The organism is Truepera sp., from assembly GCA_032027045.1.
Lineage (GTDB): Bacteria > Deinococcota > Deinococci > Deinococcales > Trueperaceae > JAAYYF01.
The window spans coordinates 1,754,797-1,770,419 of record JAVSMU010000001.1 but is presented as its reverse complement, the minus strand read 5'-3'; the positions used below and the strand labels follow the sequence as shown (position 1 = coordinate 1,770,419).

The window sequence follows — 15,623 nt, the reverse complement described above, 5'->3', positions numbered from 1 at the left end:
ACCTATCCTCCCGTCACGGCGCCCCAGAACGGGTTGGCGAAGATCAGGATGAGCGCGATCACGAAGCAGTAGATGGCGGTCGACTCGACCATGGCCAGGCCCACGAAGAGCGTGCGCGTTATCGAGTTCGTCTCGTCGGGCTGTTGGGCGATGCTCTGCAGCGCCTGCGCTATGGCGCGCGCCTGGCCCATGGCCGGGGCAATGGAGCCGATGGCCATGGTGATCCCGGCCGTAAACACCGAGACCATGCCGATGATTCCTAGGTCGGTCATGCGTTACCTCCTTCTGCTGCGCGGTCGGCGGGGGCGCCGTTCGCCGCGCCGTCCTTGGCGAGTCGCTTCTCGGTCTCGCTGGTGCCGGAAGCTATGTAGACGATGGCGAGCACCGCGAAGATGTACGCCTGAATTACGCCGATCAGCAGCCCGAACGCCTGCATGATCACGGGGAAGAAGAGCGGCGTGATGGCCAGCAGGATCGAGACGATGACGGTTCCGCTCATTATGTTGCCGAAGAGCCGCATGGCCAGCGCCAGCGTGCGGGTGAACTCGCCGATGATCGTGAAGGGCAGCATGAACGGCGAGGGCTCGAGGTAGCCGCGCAGGTAGCCGCGCACACCCACCCGCGCGATCCCGAACCCTGGCACCGCCAGGAACACGGCGACGGCCAACGCGCCGGTGGTCATGAGCGAGCCCGTGGGCGGCTCGAAGCCCGGGACGATGCTAAGCACGTTGGAGGTCACGATGAACAAGAAGAGCGTGCCCACGAACGGGAGGTACCGCTTCGGGTCCTGGCCCGTGACGGCCTCGATCTCGCCGAGCAGGAACGTCACCAGCGCCTCGAAAGCGTGCTGGCCGCGCCCGATGGGCGGCATCACCTTGAGGCCGCGCGTTACCAGCACGCTGACGATGATCAGCAGGAGCATGGTCACCCAGGTGAAGACGAGGGTGGCGCTGACGTTCAGGGGCCCTAGCGTGAAGTAGACGATCTCGTCAGGAGACAGGGTCATTGCGCGCCTCCTTCCCGCGGCCCAGCAGCCGCGTCAGGAGGAAGCGGGCCGTGAGGAAGCCGAGCAGCGCGGCGATCAGGCCGGTGGCTCCCAGGCCGAGCAGGCCGTAGAGGGCCAGCAGCAGCGCCAGCGCCCGCAGCGCGAAGCTGATGAGGATCAGCGACTGGTTGCCCGTGCGGGCGGCGCGCCCCACCGTCCACCACAGCCCCAGCAGGTACAGGGTGCCCAGCACGGCGCCGGCGCCGTAACCCAGTAAGAGGTGCCCCACGTTCATGGCGCCCACCCCCGCCCCTCGAGGCCGCGGCTACTCATCGCCGGTCTCCTTGCGCACCCAGTACCAGGCGTTGAACAGGCCCACCATGAGCCCCGCGATCATGAGCATGAGCGTCCACGAGTAGGGGCTGGGGTAGCGTTTGTCGATCCAGACGCCCAGGCCGATGCCGAGCAGGGTGGGGAGCGCAACCGACCAGCCCACCAGGCCGAAGACGCCGAAGCCGTACGCCAGCCCACGCCTGCCCTCGGCGCGGGAGCGCTCCTTGCGGGCCTGCTTGCGCGCCACCACGTCGACCAGGTCGTCGGCCAGGTCGTCGGCCTTGGCGTGGGCGGCCAGGTCGTCGGCCTTGGCGTTGGAGGCCAGGTCGTCGGCCTTGGCGTTGGCTGCCGGCTCGGCCGCCGCGCCGGCCTTGTCGGGCTCGGGCCTGGGCACGCCGGAGCGGCGGGTCGGATCGCGCTGCTCGTCCGCCACGTCAACGCCTCAACTCCCCGACCCGCTTGAGGATGTCGGCCTCCAAGCGGATGAGGGCCGTGCGGGCGCGCTTCTCCCGCTCGCTCTGCACTTCGAAGCGTTCGAGTACCATCTCCTGCGCGTTCGCCAGGTCGACGGTCACCACCGCCCGCTGGCACGCCACGCGCACCTGCTCGCCGGCCTTCACCAGCACGCCGTGGTCCACGGCGACGAACACCTCGCGGCCGTCTTCCAGGTAGTAGGAGAGGAGCCCCGGCACCAGCAGCACCGCCGTGTCGCCGTGGCGCGGCAGCATCACGAACGCGCCGAAGTCCGACTCGGCCGCTATCTTGACCACGCTCTCGTCGACCAGCACGCCGGAGGGAACCGTGAGGAGGAGTTTCATAGGCCCGCCTCGGCCAGCGTCCCGATCATGTAGAGCTCGCTCTCGGGAACCTCGCCCAGCTCGTCGTTCAATATGCGTTGGCAGTCGCTCAACGCGTCCTCCAGGCCCACGGCGCGCCCCTCCTGGCCGGTGAAGGCGCCCGTGACGTGGAACGGCTGCGTGAGGTAGCGCTCGAGGCGCCGCGCGCGCGACACCGCGCGCTGGTCCTCCTCGGAGAGCTCCTCGAAGCCGAGCATGGCGATGATGTCCTTGAGGTCGTCGTAGACGGCCAGCGTCGCGCGGACCTCGCGGGCTATGCGCGCGTGCCGCTCGCCGACGATGGCGGGGGTGAGCAGCGACGAGGTGGAGCCCAGCGGGTCGATGGCGGGGTAGAGCCCCTGGCTGGCGCGCTCGCGCGAGAGCACCACCGAGGCCGAGAGGTGGCCGAAGATGTGGACTACGGCGGGGTCGGTGAAGTCGTCGGCCGGCACGTAGATGGCCTGCACCGAGGTGATGGAGGCCCCCCGGGTGCTGGTGATGCGCTCCTGCAGCTCGCCAAGCTCGGTGGCCATGGTGGGCTGGTAACCCATCCGGGAGGAAAGCCGGCCCATGAGGCCCGACACCTCGGAGCCGGCCTGCACGAAGCGGAAGACGTTGTCCATCAGCAGCAGCACGTCGCGCCGCTCGTCGTCGCGGAAGTACTCGGCCATGGTGAGCGCCGTGTGCGGCACGCGGAAGCGGGCGCCGGGGGGCTCGCTCATCTGCCCGAACACCAGAACGGTGTCTTGCAGCACGCCGGCGTCTTTCACCTCGCGAACCAGCTCCTCCGCCTCCCGGGAGCGTTCCCCTATGCCGCAGAAGAGGCTGACGCCCTTGTGGCGCGTGGCCATGTTGCGGATGAGCTCGGTGATCAGCACCGTCTTGCCCACCCCTGCGCCGCCGAACAGCCCGGCCTTGCCGCCGCGTTCGATGGGTGCCAGCACGTCGATCGCCTTGATGCCGGTGGGGAGGATCTCCGAGGTGACCGCCTGGTCCTGCAGCGCCACGGGCGCCTGCAGTAGGGGGCGCAGCTGGCTGCCTGGAAGGGCCCCCAGGCCGTCGATGGGCTCCCCGAACACGTCGAACACGCGGCCCTTCAGTTCCGGGCCGACGGGGATCATGAGCTCGCTGCCCGTCGCGCGCGCCACTTCGCCGCGCGCCAGGCCGCTGGTGGACGTGTAGGCCAGGCACCTTACGGTGCGGTCGCCGACCTGCGACATCACCTCTAAGCGCACGTTGCGCGCGGCGCCCGCCATGAGCATCTCGCGGTTCTCCGGCAACGCTTCCTCGAAGCGCACGTCGACGACGCCCCCACGCACGGCGACCACGGTTCCGAGGTTCTCGTGCTTGTGGTCCACCTTCTGGCTCCGTTCCTGGCTCGCGGGGTAGGCGAGGGCGCCTCGGGCGTGGCTGCCTGGGGCGCGGGTGCCTGGGGCATGGTTGCCTCGGGCGTGGGCGCCTCGGGCGTGGTTGCCGAAGCTGCCCGGGCTTCTAGTGCAGCGTAACGCGTGCGGGGCAAAGGCCGGTTGCCCGGAGCCGGCCAGCCTCCTCGACTATCTCCCGCGGGGGAGGCACGCACAACGGTCGAACGCCCCTCGCGAGACTCGGGCTTGCGGTTTTCGGAAGTAGCATCGGCGCGTGAAGGGACGTATCTTCTGATGGATTCACAAGCGAGCAGTACCCCCACCTTGAGCCGCGGCACGCGCTGGATCGTGGGGGCCGTGGTGGCCGCCGGCCTCTTCGCCGGCGGTTACTTCCTGGGCAGGTCGAGCGTGGCGCCGGCCGCTGCCACCTCCGTTCGCGAGACGTCTGGGCCCCTGGGCGAGCAGTCGCGCCGCTCGCCGGGCGACCCGTTCGCGCTCGGCGACCCCGACGCGCCGGTGACGATGGTCGTCTTCTCCGACTACCGCTGCCCCTTCTGCGCCCGGTACGCCAACACCACGGAACCCGCCATCGTGGAACGCTTCGTGAACACCGGGAAGGTGCGGCTAGAGTGGCGCGACTTTCCGATCTTCGGCGACGCCTCCATGCTCGCAGCCCGCGCCGGCCGCGCCGCGGCGGCGCAGGGCAAGTTCTGGGAGTTCAACGCCGCCGTCTACGGCGCCGCGCCGGAGATCGGCCACCACGACCTCACGCCCGCGAAGCTCGTGGCGTTCGCGGCACAGGTCGGTGTGCCCGACCTCGAGCGCTTCGAGAGCGACATGAACAGCGAGCAGTTCGACGCCAGCATAGCCATCGACGCCATCCAGGCGCGCAACCTGGGCATAACCGGCACACCCTCGTTCGTCATCGACGGCAACCCGATCGTCGGCGCGCAGCCCACGTCGGTGTTCGTGGGCCTCATAGAACAGGCGCTCGCCGGCAAATGATCGATATCGGGCTGGCCGGGGCGTTCCTCGGCGGCCTGTTTGCGCTCGTCAGCCCGTGCTCGGCGCTGCTGCTGCCGTCGTTCTTCGCCTACGCCTTCGACGGCTGGGGGAGGCTGATGGGCCGCACCGCGCTCTTCTACCTGGGCCTCGCGCTGGTGCTGGTGCCGCTGGGCGCCGGAGTCGGCGCCATGGGCAGCCTCGTGACGCAGTACCGCGGGACCGTCACGACCATTGGCGGCGTGCTGCTGATCGTCTTCGGGCTGCTCGCGATCACCGGGCGCGGCTTCTCCTTCATCCCCGGCGGCCGCAGCGGCAAGGCGGTCGGCGGGGGAGGCGGGTTCTCGGTACTGGCGCTGGGCGCCGTCTACGGCTTCGCCGGCTTCTGCTCGGGCCCCCTCCTGGGCGCCGTGCTGACGTTCGCCATCGCCGGCGGCGACCCGGTGTACGGCGGCATGCTCATGGCCGTCTATGCCCTCGGGATGGCGCTGCCCCTCTTCGCGCTGGCGCTGGTTTGGAACAATCTCGAACTTGGCCGCCGGCGCTGGTTGCGGGGCAAGGAGCTGGTGATCGGTCCTCTGCGGACGCACACCACCTCGCTCGTCTCCGGCCTCGTCTTCGTGGGCATCGGCCTGCTCTTCATCCTCACCGAGGGCACCGCCAACTTGGGCGGCATCGTGGCCGTCGAGCGGCAGTTCGCGCTGCAGGAGTGGGGCTCCAACCTCGCCAGGCGCGTGCCCGACTTCGTGGTGCCGCTGCTGGTGGTGGCGGTCGTGCTGCTTGCCACCTGGCGCGCCGCAGTGGCGCCCAGGCGTGGTGAGGCCGCCGGGCCGGGGCGCAACCCGAGTGAGGGTGAGCTTCCCGACTGAGCCCGCCATGCGCCGCGCTGCGTAACCGTGTGCGTGCGTTGTGGTGCGTTACGGGCGCCCGGCTACCTCCCACGGGTGCGGAAGCTGTCATGCTGGGGCCGATGTTCGCCATGCTCATCTTCCGCGCCACCGCCGCCTTCGCCGCGTTGCAGATCTTCTTGCTCGTCGTCGTTTGGCCGGACGCGGGTTTGGTCGTCGCTCTGCTCGTAGGCCTCGTCAACGCCGCGGCGATCTTGGCGGTGGGCCGGGTGGTCCTTCGTGACGCTCAAGCCCCTCCGGCGGTCGAGCTGCCGTTCCGTCCCGGGTTCTACCTCATTGTCGTCGCGATCAGCGCGCTGCTGGTCCAGTTCTGGTTGGGCAGTTTATTTCCGGGCTCGGGTGGTGGTCGCAGTACGGCCACGATCGTCATCAACGGCTTTGGCATGCTCTTGGCGCTCTACCTGCTGGTCAGCAACGCGCTCCACTTGAACAAGTTCAGCGGTTCGGGTGACGCGCCTCCATAGGCAGGCGCAGAAAGCTGGACGGCGTCGAGAGGACCGCCGCGTGTGGCATGAGCTCGGGAGAACTTGCGGCGCCGGCGGCGAAGATCGCGCTACTAGGCGGCCATCATGCTGCCGAGCACTACCAGCACCAGGCTGAGCACGCCCAAGAGCGCGCGCAACGCGGTGGCTGCTCGACCGTCCGATGAAGCCTTCATCTGCAGGCGTTCGTCGTCCGGCGCAGCGCCGATCTGCTGCCGCAGCCTGGTCATCCTCCTCGCTTGGGCCACCGCTACCCCCAGACAAACCACCAGGAGAACGGCTATGAGTACGGCCGCGATGGAGAGTACGTCGACGGGACGTTGCCGCAGGAGCACCCCGCCGCTGATGAACCCAACGGCCAGCGCCGCGGCGCCCACGGGCAAGTAGGCGCGGCCGAGCGCGCGGAAGAACGCCACCCTGACGGCCGGCTCCAGGCTCTTGGCCGAGGCGCGGGCCACCACCGCCATGGCCACGTAACCGCCAAGCCAGATGCTGGTAGTCACCACCAGCAGAGCGAGCCAGAACGTATGGGCGGCCACCGGCATCAGCCCTCGCCCTCGCCGAGGTAGGAAGCTCGCGCCCGGCCAGGTGCGAGCAGCTCAGAGGTAGTTGGCGTGCTCACCCGACCAGCCTAACTTCGTTCCCCCGCAACGGCCACCGGCAACGGCACGTAAGCGCCTGGACCGCTCCTCCGGACCTGGTCGGTGATGCGTTGGACATGGGAGCCCGTAAGGTCCAGTGCCTGCAGTGAAGGCGGAGACAATCTGGCTGGGACCCTCAACTGGTTTCCGTGGGCCCCCGCCCCAGCACGTCGTACTCCAGCAGCACGATGCCGCTGTGCTGGTAAACGCGGTGGCGCCTGAGCTCGAGCCTTCGCGCGATGGCCGGGGCCGATAGCAGCGGGCGGCCGGCGCCCAGCACGACCGGCACCACCGCGGGTTCGACCGTGTCGACACGGTCCAGGTCCAGGAAGGCGCGGAACAGCTCGCCGCCGCCGAAGAGCCAGATATCCTTGCCCGGCTCCGCCCGCAGCTCGTCGATCCAATCCCTGCTCAGCTCCCGCAGGATGGTCACGCCCGGATGGTCCTTCTGCCGCAAAGTGCGGGAGAAGACGATGATCCGTTGCTCCCCGAACGCTTCGGTGCCTACCGGCAAGTCTTCGTAGGTGCGCCGGCCCATGAGCAGAGTGTCAAACTGCGCGAAGAGCTCGGCGAAGTCGATCTCGGGTTCATGCGGGATCCAGTCGATCTCGCCGTTGGGGCCGGCGATGAAGCCATCCAGACTGCTAGCGACCTGGTACCTGATACGCCTCATTGACATTCTCCCGTTAAAGCCGCGTCTGCCGGGGTGCCAAGAAATTAGCACGTCCAACGAGCTTCTGGCGCGTGACGGTGGCGTCGTCGAGTGCGACCCACTACCTGCGTCGGGCGAGCGGCGGGTAATGGTGTCGGGAGATGGCCGGCAGACTCGATTTCCCGACAGCGGCGGCACCCGATGCCGCCCCGACTGCGGCCGCATGCAATGAGCGAGGAGAGGCGACGTAGGTGACGCAACCCAACCCGAACACCACGCCGCGGGTGGTGTTGCCAGAAGCGGTGACCTCCAGAACGGAGTACAAGCGCAGGTTCGGAGCGTGGCAGATGTACCGGGCCTTCGCAGCATTGCCCTGGGCCGCCACCAAGCTGATGGCGAACAAGAGGCGCGCTCTGGTAGACGAAGACCTTGTGAGGCGTTTGCAGTTGGCGGTAACCGCAGTCAACGGTTGCCCGGCCTGCTCGTACCAGCACGCAAAGATGGCGCTGGCGCAGGGCATGAGCAACGAGGAGATAAACAGTTTCCTGAGCGGGAGCGGCGACTACATCGAGCCGGAGGAGGCGAAGGCGATATTGTTCGCGCAGCACTTCGCCGAGCACACCGGACGGCCCGACAAGGCCGCTTTCGACCTGATCGCGCAAGAGTACGGCGACGAAGAGGCGCACGTCATGCTCGCCGCCGTTCAATTCATGTTGGCGGGCAACGTTTACGGGATCCCTTACAGCGCGTTCCGGTCGCGCCGCAAGGGGAGACCCTTCAAGGGCAGCTCGCTTGGTTACGAGGTCGGCATGCTTATAGCGGGCATCGTCATGCTGCCCGCGGCCATGGTGCACGGTTCGCTGCGTGGCCTGTTCGGCTCACCCGTAACGTGGGCGCCTTCGGACGCCGATATTCCGCCCGGACCCAACCCAGACGGCGCCGCCCGCACCGGCGTGCCGCAAGCCCAACGGCCCTGAACCGCCCGTCGGCCGGCACTCCCACCTGAAGGCCCGCGCAAGGTTTCCAACTCACCCCCGCGGGTCCCACCAGTCCCGCAAGCCGTCGCCCAACAGGCTCCACCCCAGCACCGTCCAGACGATGGCCAGGCCGGGCACCAGGGCGGGGTAGGGGCTCATGCTCATGAAGCCCTGCGCCTCGCGCAGCATGTTGCCCCAACTCGGCACGTCGGGTGGGGTGCCCAGGCCGAGGAACGAGAGGGCGGCCTCGGCAAGCACGGCCACCGCGAGGCTCAGGCTGGCCTGCACCACCAGCGGCCCCACGGCGCCGGGCAGTATGTGCCTGAAGAGCAGCCGGCCGGGGCGCACGCCCAGGGCGCGGCCGGCCTCCACGTAGTCGCGGCCCTTGAGGCTCAGCACGCTGGCGCGCGCAATGCGCGCGAAGATGGGCACGGTGGCTATCCCGATGGCGATCATGGCCGTCAGCGTCCCCGGCTTGTAGACGGCGGCCAGCAGCAGCGCCATGAGGATGGCCGGGAAGGCGTACGCCACGTCTACCACGCGCATTATCACCTCGTCAGCCACGTTGCCCAGGAAGCCCGCCAGCGCTCCGAGGAGGCTGCCGATCGAGAGGGCGAGGCCGACCGCGATGAAGCCGACGTAGAGGGTGGAGCGCGCGCCCACCAGCACGCGCGAGAGCAGGTCGCGGCCGAAGTGGTCGGTGCCCAGCGGGTACGCCCCCGACGGCGGCTTGAGCTGGCTGGCGAAGTTCATCTTCAGCGGGTCGGTTGGCAGCCACACGAAGCTGAGGAGCGCCGCCAGCGCCACCACGCCCACCAGCACGGCGCCGGTTATCAGGTTGGCGCGCTTGGCGAGCTTGCTGCGCCGCGCCATCAGGCGTACCTGATTCGCGGGTCGAGCAGCCCGTAGGAGAGGTCCACCAAGAACCCGAGCGCCACGATGGTGGCGGCGTACACGAGGATCTCGCCCTGCAGCAGGGGGAAGTCGCGCGTGCCGATGGCCTTGAGGGCCAGGGCCCCCATGCCGGGTAGGGCGAACACCTGCTCTATGACGATGGAACCGATGAACACGTTGGTGAGAGACAGTCCCAAGATGGTGACGATGGTGACCATGGCGTTGCGCAGCGCGTGCTTGAGCACCAGCTTGCCCGTGCCTACGCCCTTGGCCCGGGCCGTGCGCACGAAGTCCTGGTCCAGCACGTCGAGCATGGCGGCGCGCGTCATGCGCGTCATGACGGCCGCCTGGCCGAGGCCAAGCGCCAGGACGGGCAGCACCAGGCTGCGGAACCACTTGGCCGGGTCGGTTTCGAACGGTGTGAAGCCGCCCGCGGGCAACACCCTGAGCTGCACCGCGAAATAGAGGATGAAGATAAGCCCCAGCCAGAAGCTCGGGACGGCCGCGCCCACCTGCGAGAGGGTGGTGATGAGCGGGTCTAACAACGTGCCCCGCCTCATGGCCGCGAAGATGCCCAAGGGGATGGCTAGCAGCGTGGCCACCAGCGCCGCGCCGATGGAGAGGGGTACGGACACCTGCAGCCGGGCGGCGATCAGCTTGCCGACGGGCTGCTGGTAGTTGATGCTCTCGCCCAGGTCGCCGCGGACCGCCTTGGCAAGCCACGTTACGTAGCGTTGCGGCGCCGGCACGTCGAGGCCCAGCTTGGCGCGCAGAGCGTCGCGGGCCTGCGGGCTGGCGTTGAGGCCGAGGATTATCTCGGCCGGGTCGCCGGGCACCGCGATGATGGCCGAGAAGACCACGAGACTGGCGAGCCACACGCTGATCAGGGCGGTGAAGAAGCGCCTAACGGTGAACGCCAGCATTCCGCTCGTGTTTCCTTTCACATGCCCGGATCGGTGGCCGGGTGGCTATCAACCTAGTGTCACTGGAGCGGGGCGGCGCACGACCTGCGCGCGCCGCCCCGCGTAAGCGCCGGCCGGACCCCGAAGGGCCCGACCCGCGGCGCTCAGTTGGTCTTGAACACCTCGGTCACGTCGATGGCCGGGGTCGGCTGGTCCTGCCAGAAGCCGTACACGTTCTGGCGGGCGGCCACCAGGTAAGGCGGCGAGAAGAGCCAGACGTTCACGGCGTCCTCGGCTATCACCATGGCGATCTCGCGGTACGCCGCCGTCTCCGCCTCACTGCTCGTGGCGGCCTCGGCCCGGGCCAGCAGGTCGCCGATGGCGGGGTTGTCGTAGTGGTAGTAGTACCCGGGGTTGGCGTACACGTTTATGTCGCGCGGCTCGGAGTGGCCGATGATCGTCATGTCGTAATCGCCACCCAGGAAGATCCGCTGGATCCAGGTGCCCCACTCCACCACGCTCAGCTCCACGTTGATGCCCACCTCGCGCAGCATCTGGGCCACCACTTCGCCGCTGCGGCGCTCGATGTTGTACGGCTCGGGCAGCTCGAAGTGGATGGTGAAGCCGTCGGCGTAGCCGGCCTCGGCGAGGAGCTCCTTGGCGCGGACCGGGTCGTAGGGGTAGGTGTTCGAGAGGTCGATGTAGTAGGGCTCGGAGGGGCTCATGTGCGAGCCGATGACCGTGCCGAGGCCGAAGAAGGCCCCCTGCACGATGGTGTCCTTGTCGATGGCGAGGTTGATGGCCTGGCGCACGCGGATGTCGTTGAACGGCGCCCGCGCGTTGTTCATGGCCACCGTGATCTCGGTGGTCGCGGTGCCCTCGGTGCCCTTGAGCTCCGGGTTGTCGGCCAGCTGCAGGTACTGCTCGGGCGAGAGGGCCACGCCGATCATGTCGATGTCGCCGGCCTGCAGCGCCGCGAAGCGCGTGTTCGGGTCGCCGATGATTTTGAAGACGGCCTTGTCCAGGTACGGCACGCCCTCGCGGTAGTAGTCGGGGTTGCGCTCGAGGACGACCTCACTGCCCTCCGTGTACGACGCGAACTTGAAGGGGCCCGTGCCGATCGGCTCGGAGCGCTGCGTCTCGGCCTTCTCCGGCGGGTAGATGATCGAGTCGGGGCGCGCCAGGTTGTAGAGCAGGCCGCGGCTCGGTTGGCTGAGCGTGAAGACGACCGTGTAGGCGTCGGGCGCCGCTATCTCGCTGATGGCCGAGTAGTACTCGGGGTGCGTGTGCCCTGACTCCTTGTCGCGCGCGCGCTCGAACGTCGCCACCACGTCGGCCGAGTCGAAGTCGCTGCCGTCGTGGAACTTCACGCCCTGGCGGAGGTGGAACGTCCAGGTAAGGCCGTCCTCGCTCAGGTCGTAAGACTCGGCGAGGGCCGGCACGATGGCGCCGGTGCGGTCGAAGCTGACGAGGCCCTCGTAGACGTTGTTGTACATGACGCGGGGGATCTCTTGTGAGGTGGAGACGGTGGGGTCCCATCCCGGCGGGTCGGCGGTGATCGCCACGGTGAAGGTTCCGCCCTTGACGGGTGCGGGGTCCTCGGCGAAGGCGCTACCCACCAGGAGCGCCAACGTGAGCGCCAGTGCGCCGAAGAGGGCGCCGGCGAAGCGGGTTCGAGGGGAACTGGTCATGTGTACTCCTCCTGTAGGCCGTGACCGCGAAGCCGGTTCACGAGCAGCCGGGCGGCGCGAGGGCGCCCCGGCACTACCTGTCTGACGAGAGATAAGTTACCGCAGCCGCGGCGTAGAGGCGAGCGCTGGCCACCACCTCGCTGAGGCGCACGAACTCGTTCACCTGATGCGGGATGGTGCGGTCGCCGGGCCCGACCGTGACGATGGGGACGTCCTTCCACGCCCATAAGAAGGTGCCGTCGGTGGCGCCCGGCACGCCGCCGTAGCGCGGCGGCGTGCCGAACACGCCCTCGTACACGGCCTCCAGGGCACCAACCAGCGGGTCGTCGGCCCGCGTTTGCGTCCATGGCCTCGACTCGAAGACGTCGAGGTGGACGTGCAGCCGGTCGGTGGCTCGCTCGATGTCGGCGGCGATGCGCCTCAGCTCGGCCTCTATCTCGGCGTGGTCTTGGCCCGGCACCGTGCGGATGTCGAGCGCGGCGTAGGCCTCCTCGGGCATGACGTTCAGTTGCGCCTCACCGGTTGCCGGCGAGCGGATCACCGTGGGCGTAATCCAGGGCAGGCCGAGGAACTCGTGCGGCCCCAGCCGCTCCTGCTCGCGCCGCTCGAAATCGCGCAGCGCCACGATCAGGTCGGCCAGCCCCAGGTTGGGGTTCACGCCTGCGTACGGCATGGCGCCGTGGCTCATGACGCCCACCACCCTCACGTTCACGCGCATGGCGCCCTTCTGGAACAGGCACAGCTCGTTCTCCTCCGGCTCGGCGATGATGGCGCCGCTGACGTCGTCGGCCCACCCCTGCCTGATGAAGTGCTTGATGCCCAGCATCATGCCCTCCTCGTCGGCAACGATCCCGAACCGTATGCGGCCGGTGAGGTCGGGCGCCACGGCCCTGACGGCCTCCAGGGCGGCCAGGCTGGCGGCCACGCCGGCCTTCATGTCGGCGCTGCCGCGGCCGTGAAGCACGTCGCCGTCGACTACCCCCTCGAAGGGAGGAACCGCCCACTTGGCGGGGTCGCCCTCCGTGACCACGTCGGTGTGGCCCTCGAACATGAGGGTGCGGTGCCTGGCCGGGTCGAAGCCCGTGCCCTGCCAGTCGCACACCACGTTCGGGCGGCCCGGCGCCGCCTCCTCGACCACCGGAACAAGCCCGACCGAGCGGAAGTGGTTCGCCACGTAGGACGCCGCGGCGGCCTCGGTGGTGCCGAGTTCGGCGTCGTACACGCTGCGGATGCGCACCAGGTCGTGCGCCAGCCGCGCCACCAGCTCGGGATCCACCGCCTCCGCAGCGCGGCGCGCCAGCTCCGACGGGTAAGCGCTCACAGCGGCGGCGTGAAGCGGCCGTCCTGCGCGGTCCAGCCGCCGTCCACGAACAGCAGCGAGCCGGTCACGAACGACGCGGCGTCGGACACCAGGAAGACGACGGCGCCCACCAGCTCGCTGGGCTGCGACCAGCGGCCCAGGGCGCTCTTCTCGGCGTACGCGCGGTACCACTCCGGTTGGTCCTTGATCTGCTGCGTGAGGGGCGTCTCGACCACGCCCGGCGCCACGGCGTTGGCGCGCACGCCCTGCGGGCCCAGCTCCGACGCCAGCGCGCGGATCATCTGCAGCGTGCCCGCCTTGGTGGCGGCGTACACGCCCTGGCCCGGCTCCACGACCTGGCTGCGGATGCTGGAGAAGAACACCAGGCTGCCCTTGCCCTGTTCGGCCATGCGCTTGCCGGCCGCCCTCATCACGTTGAAGCTGCCCTTCAAGTTCACGCCGATCACGCGGTCGAACTCGTCACCGCTCACCTTCAGGAGCGGCTTGCGTACGTTTATCGACGGCGTGCAGACCACCGCGTCCAGGCCGGCCATGCCGTTCACGAGGTCGTCGACTGCCGCCGCGTCGGTGATGTTCACCTTCGCGGAGCGCGACTCGTAGCCGAGGCCCTTCAGCTCGGCCGCGGCGGCCTTGGCAGCGTCCTCGTTGGCGTCAGCGCAGGTCACCACCGCCCCGAAGTCTGCGAGGCCCTGCGCCGTGGCGCGGCCTATGCCCGAGCCTGCGCCTATGACCAGGACGTTGCGGCCCGTCAGTTCGAACAGTTCGCGGTAGTTCATCTGGTGACCCTTTCGGTCAGCGCTTGGAACGCCGACACTCGCTCCTCGACGACGTCCAGGCTGGCTCGCCAGAACGCCTTGTCTTCGATGTCGATGCCGAAGCTGCGCGCCAGCGTGGCGGCGTCGGCCAGCCCGGTGGAGGCCAGCAGCTCGTCGTAGCGGCCCCTGAAAGCGTCCGGGTCCCGCTTGTACTGCGCGTACAGCCCGAGCCCGAAGAGGAAGCCGAAGGTGTAGGGGTAGTTGTAGAACGACAGGCCGGCCGAGTAGTAGTGGCCCTTGTGCGCCCACATGAGGTCGTGGCGCTCCTCGGGGTTCAGGGCGTCGCCGTACGTGCGCGCCTGCGCGTCGTCCATGATCTGCCTGAACTCCCGGGCGCTCAGCTCGCGCTCGCGGCGGCGCTCCAAGACCGTGGCCTCGAACAGGTAGCGCGAGTGGATATCTATGATCAACTGCGTGGCCTGCGTGAGGTGCTGCTCCAGCGCCAGCAGCTTGGTGAGGTCGTCGGCGCCCGCCAGTACGCCTTCCAGCACGATGGTCTCGCAGAAGATGCTGGCCGTCTCGGCCAGCGTCATGGGGGTCTGCGACTGTAGGAGCGAGCGCCCGAAACGGAAGGTGCAGTCGTTGTGGTAGGCGTGCCCCAGCTCGTGCGCCAGCGTGAACAGGTCGGCCTGCGTGCCCCCGAAGTTGAGCATGATGCGCGACTCGCCCCTCGCCGGCACCGGCATGCAGTAGGCGCCGTTGCGCTTGCCCTTCCGCGGCGGCACGTCCACCCATTCCTCGAGGAACGCGCGCTGCGCGAAAGCCGCCAGTTCGAGGCTGTAGCTGCCGAACTGTTCGACTATGAAGGCCTTGGCCTGGTGCCACGAGTGGCGTGAGGCGGAGGCGTGCGGCAGCGGGGCCCAGAGGTCGTACCAGCCGAGCTGCTGCTTGCCGAGCTGCCACGCCTTCGCCTTGAGGTAGCCGCGGAGCACGGGGAAGCGCTCCTCGGTCGCGTCGTGCATGGCTGCAAGGCTCTCGGGCGTGATCGAGTGCTGGTGGAGGCTCTCGCGGAACGCCCCACCCCAGCCGCGGCGCTGCGCCAGCGTCTCGGCCTGCCCCTTGACGCCGTTCATGGCGGCCGCGTAGGCCACCTCGTTGCGCTGCAGCAGCTCGCGCTCGGCCAGGTAGGCGCGGCGCCTGACGGCCTCGTCGGGGTTCGCCTGGAGCGTGCGCAGCTGCGCCATCCCGTACTCGCCCTCGGAACCGCCGGCCAGCAGGCCGGCGTGGATGGTCGAGCGCGAGATGAGCGAGGAGTGCAGCCGACCCCAGGCGCCGCCGCCGGTGTCGTCGAGCAGCGCCGCCAGCTCCTCGGCCTCCTGTGACATGAGGTGCCGGCCTTCGAGCTGCTCGCGCTGCAGCGGGTACTCGTTCTCGGCTATCAGCTTGGACGCCAGGGCGAGCTGCTCCAGGTCGAGACCCGCGAGCCAGCCCTGGAAGCGGGCGCCCAGCGCCGCCAGCTTGCTCGTGTACGGGGTAAGGGCAGAGAGCTCGGCCCGGGCGGCCTCGTCGAAAGAGTCCACGGAGATGATGGCGCCGAGGAAGCCGCGCAGCGTGACCAGGGGCAAGTAGGCGGCCTCGAGCCGCTCGATCAGGCCTTCCAAGGCGGTGGCGGAGCCCTCGCCGCCCGGGCTCACGCCGTGCGCCTCCATGTAGCGCTCGAGCTCGCGTAGCCGCTCGCGCAGGCGCACCTTGTCGTCCTGGAACGGCCCCGACTCCATGGAGGGGTAGATGGTCGAGAGGCTCCAACGCGGTTCGGCCTCTTTAGTGGTCGGGAGTTGGCTGATGTCGTCCGGCATGCCGTGTCACCTCGGTATCCATCG

Annotated in this window: 18 protein-coding genes; 4 read left to right on the top strand and 14 right to left on the bottom strand. The window is 68.9% G+C overall.

What is annotated here, in order from left to right:
• Positions 1 to 2: 2 nt before the first annotated feature.
• From ROY82_08165 to atpD, 6 genes are read right to left on the bottom strand one after another with little or no spacing between them, the layout of a single operon-like run.
• Complete coding sequence (locus tag ROY82_08165; GenBank protein MDT3682433.1) at positions 3 to 272, bottom strand: F0F1 ATP synthase subunit C; 270 nt, start codon at positions 270 to 272, stop codon at positions 3 to 5.
• A complete protein-coding gene (locus ROY82_08160) occupies positions 269 to 1,006 on the bottom strand; it encodes a F0F1 ATP synthase subunit A (protein ID MDT3682432.1) in 738 nt (245 codons plus the stop codon). The genes ROY82_08165 and ROY82_08160 overlap by 4 nt, the downstream gene beginning before the upstream one ends.
• The gene (locus ROY82_08155) at positions 990 to 1,280 is read right to left on the bottom strand and encodes an ATP synthase subunit I (protein ID MDT3682431.1); all 291 of its coding nucleotides are present in this window, start codon (positions 1,278 to 1,280) and stop codon (positions 990 to 992) included. The genes ROY82_08160 and ROY82_08155 overlap by 17 nt, the downstream gene beginning before the upstream one ends.
• A gap of 30 nt (positions 1,281 to 1,310) precedes the next feature.
• Positions 1,311 to 1,751 (bottom strand): AtpZ/AtpI family protein, encoded by a 441-nt coding sequence (locus ROY82_08150; GenBank protein ID MDT3682430.1) that lies wholly within the window; start codon positions 1,749 to 1,751, stop codon positions 1,311 to 1,313.
• Position 1,752: 1 nt separating this feature from the next.
• Entirely contained in the window at positions 1,753 to 2,136 is a 384-nt protein-coding gene (locus tag ROY82_08145; GenBank protein MDT3682429.1) for a F0F1 ATP synthase subunit epsilon, read from the bottom strand.
• Positions 2,133 to 3,512: a F0F1 ATP synthase subunit beta gene (gene atpD / locus ROY82_08140; GenBank protein ID MDT3682428.1), complete on the bottom strand. Its 1,380-nt coding sequence runs from the start codon at positions 3,510 to 3,512 to the stop codon at positions 2,133 to 2,135. The genes ROY82_08145 and atpD overlap by 4 nt, the downstream gene beginning before the upstream one ends.
• Before the next feature lie 300 nt (positions 3,513 to 3,812).
• Between atpD and ROY82_08135 the strand changes: the two genes are divergently transcribed.
• From ROY82_08135 to ROY82_08125, 3 genes are all read left to right on the top strand, one after another.
• Positions 3,813 to 4,523, top strand: coding sequence for a thioredoxin domain-containing protein (locus ROY82_08135; GenBank protein ID MDT3682427.1), 711 nt, complete (start codon positions 3,813 to 3,815; stop codon positions 4,521 to 4,523).
• Positions 4,520 to 5,389 carry a cytochrome c biogenesis CcdA family protein gene (locus ROY82_08130; protein MDT3682426.1) on the top strand — a complete coding sequence of 290 codons (870 nt, stop codon included), beginning with the start codon at positions 4,520 to 4,522 and terminating at the stop codon, positions 5,387 to 5,389. Before ROY82_08135 ends, ROY82_08130 begins: the two co-directional genes overlap by 4 nt.
• Before the next feature lie 89 nt (positions 5,390 to 5,478).
• The gene (locus tag ROY82_08125) at positions 5,479 to 5,892 is read left to right on the top strand and encodes a hypothetical protein (GenBank protein ID MDT3682425.1); all 414 of its coding nucleotides are present in this window, start codon (positions 5,479 to 5,481) and stop codon (positions 5,890 to 5,892) included.
• 92 nt (positions 5,893 to 5,984) lie between these two features.
• Here the strand turns inward: ROY82_08125 and ROY82_08120 are convergent, their stop codons facing one another.
• The gene (locus ROY82_08120) at positions 5,985 to 6,455 is read right to left on the bottom strand and encodes a hypothetical protein (GenBank protein MDT3682424.1); all 471 of its coding nucleotides are present in this window, start codon (positions 6,453 to 6,455) and stop codon (positions 5,985 to 5,987) included.
• Between the two features lie 232 nt (positions 6,456 to 6,687).
• The gene (locus ROY82_08115; GenBank protein MDT3682423.1) at positions 6,688 to 7,224 is read right to left on the bottom strand and encodes a dihydrofolate reductase family protein; all 537 of its coding nucleotides are present in this window, start codon (positions 7,222 to 7,224) and stop codon (positions 6,688 to 6,690) included.
• A gap of 230 nt (positions 7,225 to 7,454) precedes the next feature.
• Here ROY82_08115 and ROY82_08110 point away from each other — a divergent pair, with 230 nt between their 5' ends.
• Positions 7,455 to 8,180 (top strand): carboxymuconolactone decarboxylase family protein, encoded by a 726-nt coding sequence (locus tag ROY82_08110; protein MDT3682422.1) that lies wholly within the window; start codon positions 7,455 to 7,457, stop codon positions 8,178 to 8,180.
• A 51-nt stretch (positions 8,181 to 8,231) separates the two neighbouring features.
• Here ROY82_08110 and ROY82_08105 read toward each other — a convergent pair whose 3' ends face one another.
• The 6 genes from ROY82_08105 to ROY82_08080 form a co-directional block, all read right to left on the bottom strand.
• Complete coding sequence (locus ROY82_08105) at positions 8,232 to 9,053, bottom strand: ABC transporter permease (protein MDT3682421.1); 822 nt, start codon at positions 9,051 to 9,053, stop codon at positions 8,232 to 8,234.
• On the bottom strand, positions 9,053 to 9,997 hold the full coding sequence (locus ROY82_08100) for an ABC transporter permease (GenBank protein ID MDT3682420.1): 945 nt from the start codon (positions 9,995 to 9,997) through the stop codon (positions 9,053 to 9,055). Before ROY82_08100 ends, ROY82_08105 begins: the two co-directional genes overlap by 1 nt.
• 143 nt (positions 9,998 to 10,140) lie before the next feature.
• Entirely contained in the window at positions 10,141 to 11,667 is a 1,527-nt protein-coding gene (locus ROY82_08095; GenBank protein ID MDT3682419.1) for an ABC transporter substrate-binding protein, read from the bottom strand.
• 73 nt (positions 11,668 to 11,740) lie between these two features.
• Positions 11,741 to 12,988 (bottom strand): M20 family metallopeptidase, encoded by a 1,248-nt coding sequence (locus ROY82_08090; protein ID MDT3682418.1) that lies wholly within the window; start codon positions 12,986 to 12,988, stop codon positions 11,741 to 11,743.
• Positions 12,985 to 13,764, bottom strand: a complete 780-nt coding sequence (locus tag ROY82_08085) for an SDR family NAD(P)-dependent oxidoreductase (GenBank protein MDT3682417.1) — start codon at positions 13,762 to 13,764, stop codon at positions 12,985 to 12,987. Before ROY82_08085 ends, ROY82_08090 begins: the two co-directional genes overlap by 4 nt.
• Positions 13,761 to 15,599, bottom strand: coding sequence for a M3 family oligoendopeptidase (locus ROY82_08080; protein MDT3682416.1), 1,839 nt, complete (start codon positions 15,597 to 15,599; stop codon positions 13,761 to 13,763). The genes ROY82_08085 and ROY82_08080 overlap by 4 nt, the downstream gene beginning before the upstream one ends.
• Positions 15,600 to 15,623 lie beyond the last annotated feature (24 nt).

Excerpts from the sequence above, each read along its gene's own strand:
- ROY82_08125 (MDT3682425.1), top strand. The coding sequence starts at position 5,479 with ATGCTGGGGCCGATGTTCGCCATGCTCATCTTCCGCGCCACCGCCGCC.
- ROY82_08105 (MDT3682421.1), bottom strand. The coding sequence starts at position 9,053 with ATGGCGCGGCGCAGCAAGCTCGCCAAGCGCGCCAACCTGATAACCGGC.
- ROY82_08155 (MDT3682431.1), bottom strand. The coding sequence starts at position 1,280 with ATGAACGTGGGGCACCTCTTACTGGGTTACGGCGCCGGCGCCGTGCTG.
- ROY82_08160 (MDT3682432.1), bottom strand. The coding sequence starts at position 1,006 with ATGACCCTGTCTCCTGACGAGATCGTCTACTTCACGCTAGGGCCCCTG.
- ROY82_08115 (MDT3682423.1), bottom strand. The coding sequence starts at position 7,224 with ATGAGGCGTATCAGGTACCAGGTCGCTAGCAGTCTGGATGGCTTCATC.
- ROY82_08130 (MDT3682426.1), top strand. The coding sequence starts at position 4,520 with ATGATCGATATCGGGCTGGCCGGGGCGTTCCTCGGCGGCCTGTTTGCG.
- ROY82_08145 (MDT3682429.1), bottom strand. The coding sequence starts at position 2,136 with ATGAAACTCCTCCTCACGGTTCCCTCCGGCGTGCTGGTCGACGAGAGC.
- ROY82_08120 (MDT3682424.1), bottom strand. The coding sequence starts at position 6,455 with ATGCCGGTGGCCGCCCATACGTTCTGGCTCGCTCTGCTGGTGGTGACT.
- ROY82_08095 (MDT3682419.1), bottom strand. The coding sequence starts at position 11,667 with ATGACCAGTTCCCCTCGAACCCGCTTCGCCGGCGCCCTCTTCGGCGCA.
- ROY82_08165 (MDT3682433.1), bottom strand. The coding sequence starts at position 272 with ATGACCGACCTAGGAATCATCGGCATGGTCTCGGTGTTTACGGCCGGG.
- ROY82_08080 (MDT3682416.1), bottom strand. The coding sequence starts at position 15,599 with ATGCCGGACGACATCAGCCAACTCCCGACCACTAAAGAGGCCGAACCG.
- ROY82_08085 (MDT3682417.1), bottom strand. The coding sequence starts at position 13,764 with ATGAACTACCGCGAACTGTTCGAACTGACGGGCCGCAACGTCCTGGTC.
- ROY82_08135 (MDT3682427.1), top strand. The coding sequence starts at position 3,813 with ATGGATTCACAAGCGAGCAGTACCCCCACCTTGAGCCGCGGCACGCGC.
- ROY82_08100 (MDT3682420.1), bottom strand. The coding sequence starts at position 9,997 with ATGCTGGCGTTCACCGTTAGGCGCTTCTTCACCGCCCTGATCAGCGTG.